Here is a 3,448-nt window from a genome sequence, read left to right as displayed (position 1 = left end):
TCCTCACGGCGTCGGGGCCCGCAACCCCGTCGGTCCCCGGGGGGCGGGGCCCCCGGGGTGACCCCCCCCCCCCCGCCCCCCCACGGCCAGGGGCCTCCCCGGCCCCGACGGTCCCAGCCACCTCGGGAAAACAGGCAATGCTTCCATTCATCACTCGCCGCATGCTCGGCGCCGCGGTCACACTCGTGATCATCTCCGCGGTCACGTTCTTCCTCTTCTTCGCCGTGCCCGCCGACCCGGCGAGACTCGCCTGCGGCAAGGTCTGCCCGCCGGAGCTGCTGGAGCAGGCGCGGCACAACCTGGGACTGGATCAGCCCCTGTTCGCCCAGTTCGTGGCCTGGCTGGCCGGGATCTTCGTCGGCCGCGACTACGGGGGCCTGGGTGACTGCCCCGCCCCCTGCCTCGGCTTCTCCTTCGTCAACCGCGCGCCGGTGTTCGAGACGATCCTGGACCGGCTCCCGCTGACCATCTCGCTCACCATCGGCGCGGCGGTCGTCTTCCTCACCTTCGGCGTGGCCACCGGCATCATCGCGGCGCTCAAGCAGGGCAAGCCGCTGGACAAGATCGCCAGTGTGTCGTCCCTCATCGGCGCCTCCGTGCAGATCTACTTCATCGGCACCCTCGCCCTGTACTTCCTCGTCTACCAGAACCAGATCTTCTGGCGTCCCAAGTACGTGGAGTTCACCCAGGACCCCGTCGGCTGGGCCACCGGCCTGCTGCTGCCGTGGCTGGTGCTGGCGATCATCTTCACCGCCAACTACACCCGCATGACCCGCTCGACGATGGTGGAGCAGCTCAGCGAGGACTACGTGCGCACCGCACGGGCCAAGGGCATGTCCGGCCGCAGCGTGGTGATGCGTTTCGCGATGCGCGGCACGCTGACCCCCATCATCACGATCTTCGGCGTGGACCTCGGCGCGCTGATCGGCGGCGCCATCATCACCGAGCAGACCTTCGGCCTCCAGGGGCTCGGTCAGCTGTCGGTCAAGGCGGTCACCAACTCCGACCTGCCCATGCTGATGGCGACGGTGCTCGTCGCGGCCGCCGCGATCGTCGTCTTCAACATCGTCGTCGACATCATGTACGCCTTCATCGACCCCCGCGTGCGGCTGAGCTAGGAGCCTTGAAGAAAGTGTCAACTCCGTTCCTCTCGGTCCGTGACCTGACCGTCGACTTCCACACCGAGGACGGCGTCGTCCACGCGGTGGACGGGCTCTCCTTCGACGTGGAGAAGGGCACCACGCTGGGCATCGTCGGCGAGTCCGGCTCGGGCAAGTCGGTGACCAACCTGACCGTGCTCGGCCTGCACAACCCGGAGACCACCAAGATCGGCGGGGAGATCCGGCTGGACGGCGAGGAGCTGATCGGCGCCTCCCGGTCCACCATGGAGAAGCTGCGCGGCAACAAGGTCGCGATGATCTTCCAGGACCCGCTGACCTCGCTCTCCCCGTACCACACCATCGGCAAGCAGATCTCCGAGGTCTACCGCAAGCACACCGGCGCGAGCCGCTCCGAGGCCAGGGACCGCGCGATCGAGATGCTGACGCGCGTCGGCATCCCCCAGCCGAAGACCAGGGTGGACGACTACCCCCACCAGTTCTCCGGCGGCATGCGGCAGCGCGCGATGATCGCGATGGCGTTGGTGTGCGACCCGGACCTGCTGATCGCCGACGAGCCCACCACCGCCCTGGACGTGACCGTGCAGGCCCAGATCCTGGACCTGCTCAAGGAACTCCAGGACCAGACGGGGGCCTCGATCATCCTGATCACCCACGACCTCGGCGTGGTCGCCAACACCGCGCACGACGTGCTGGTGATGTACGCCGGGCGGGCGGTGGAGCGCGGGACCGTCAGGGAGGTCCTGCACGAGCCCCGCCACCCCTACACCTGGGGCCTGCTGGCCTCCATGCCACGCCTGAACGCCTCGGTGGACATACCGCTCCGGCCGGTCCGCGGCACCCCGCCAAGCCTGATCAACGTCCCGCCCGGCTGTCCCTTCCACCCCCGGTGCGACTTCATGGAGCTGGCCGGTCCCGGGCTGTGCCGCTCCGAGCGGCCCGAACTGTCCCCGCACCGCGGCCACGGCGACGCGTGCTACCTGACCCTCGCCCAGAAGAGGGAGATCCAAAAGTGAGCGAGACAACCGGTGAACCCCGCGGCGAGGCGCTGCTGGAGCTGTCCGGCCTGAAGAAGCACTTCCCGGTGATGGGCGGCGCCATCTTCAAGCGCCAGGTCGGCAAGGTCCACGCGGTGGACGGCATCGACCTGACCGTGCACGCCGGCGAGACGCTCGGCCTGGTCGGCGAGTCCGGCTGCGGCAAGTCCACCGCCGGGCGGCTGGCGTCCCGGCTGCTGGAGCCCACCGCGGGCAGCATCAAATACGCCGGACGGGAGATCGGCCACGCCAGGCGCAGGGAGCTGAAGCCGATCCGGGCCGAGATCCAGATGATCTTCCAGGACCCGTACTCGTCGCTGAACCCCCGGCACACGGTGGGCACCATCGTCGGCGGCCCGATGGAGATCAACGGCATCAACCCGCCGGGCGGCAGGGACAACCGGGTCCGGGAGCTCCTGGAGATCGTCGGGCTCAACCCCGAGCACTTCAACCGCTTCCCGCACGAGTTCTCCGGCGGCCAGCGGCAGCGCATCGGGGTGGCCCGCGCGCTCTCCCTGAACCCCAAGCTGATCATCGCGGACGAGCCGGTCTCCGCCCTCGACGTCTCCATCCAGGCGCAGGTCGTCAACCTGCTCCAGCAGCTCCAGCGGGACATGGGCATCGCGTTCCTGTTCATCGCGCACGACCTGGCGATCGTGCGGCACTTCTCCCAGCGGGTCGCGGTCATGTATCTCGGCAAGATCGTCGAGATCGCCGACCGCGCCTCCCTGTACGAGCGCCCCCGCCACCCCTACACCCACGCGCTGCTGTCGGCGGTGCCCGAGGTGATGGAGGACTCCGAGCCGCGCGAGCGCATCCGCCTGGCCGGGGACGTCCCCTCCCCGATCAACCCGCCGTCCGGCTGCCGCTTCCGCACCCGCTGCTGGAAGGCCCAGGACAAGTGCGCGACCGAGGAGCCCCCGCTGGTCAGGCTGGAGGGCAACAAGGAGGGTCACCTGACCGCCTGCCACTTCCCCGAGCAGCCGACCGTGCACGGCCAGGACGTGGTGCTGGACCCGGCGCTCCAGGGCTGACCGCGCCGCCTCTCCCCCGCCCACGTCTCCGGTCGTCCCGGTCCGCCGTGCCCGATCGCGGCCTTCCGGGGTCGCGAGGAGGGCGGCGGGTTCCAGAAGGCCGCGAAATTAGTAGAAGTTCGCCGCGAGTTCCAGCGGGTTCCGGAAGCCAGAAGGCCGCGGCGGGTTCCGGACGACGAAGGGCGGGCCCGTACGGGCCCGCCCGTCGCGGTCCTGCGACCGGTTCTCCCGGCCGACCGGGTCACCCCGCCAACCGGGT

General features: G+C 69.8%; 3 protein-coding genes. All 3 read left to right on the top strand.

What is annotated here, in order from left to right; all coding sequences use genetic code 11:
* Nucleotides 1-137: 137 nt before the first annotated feature.
* Nucleotides 138-1,118 carry an ABC transporter permease gene (locus AB0G15_RS35620; RefSeq protein WP_362848674.1) on the top strand — a complete coding sequence of 327 codons (981 nt, stop codon included), beginning with the start codon at nucleotides 138-140 and terminating at the stop codon, nucleotides 1,116-1,118.
* 14 nt (nucleotides 1,119-1,132) lie between these two features.
* Nucleotides 1,133-2,134, top strand: coding sequence for an ABC transporter ATP-binding protein (locus AB0G15_RS35615; RefSeq protein WP_362848671.1), 1,002 nt, complete (start codon nucleotides 1,133-1,135; stop codon nucleotides 2,132-2,134).
* 71 nt (nucleotides 2,135-2,205) lie between these two features.
* Nucleotides 2,206-3,189: an oligopeptide/dipeptide ABC transporter ATP-binding protein gene (locus AB0G15_RS35610; RefSeq protein ID WP_362848768.1), complete on the top strand. Its 984-nt coding sequence runs from the start codon at nucleotides 2,206-2,208 to the stop codon at nucleotides 3,187-3,189.
* Nucleotides 3,190-3,448 lie beyond the last annotated feature (259 nt).

This window comes from Streptosporangium sp. NPDC023825 (genome assembly GCF_040639575.1).
Lineage (GTDB): Bacteria > Actinomycetota > Actinomycetes > Streptosporangiales > Streptosporangiaceae > Streptosporangium.
The sequence above is the reverse complement of the archived record's forward strand: the minus strand, read 5'-3'. Positions and strand labels throughout refer to the sequence as shown.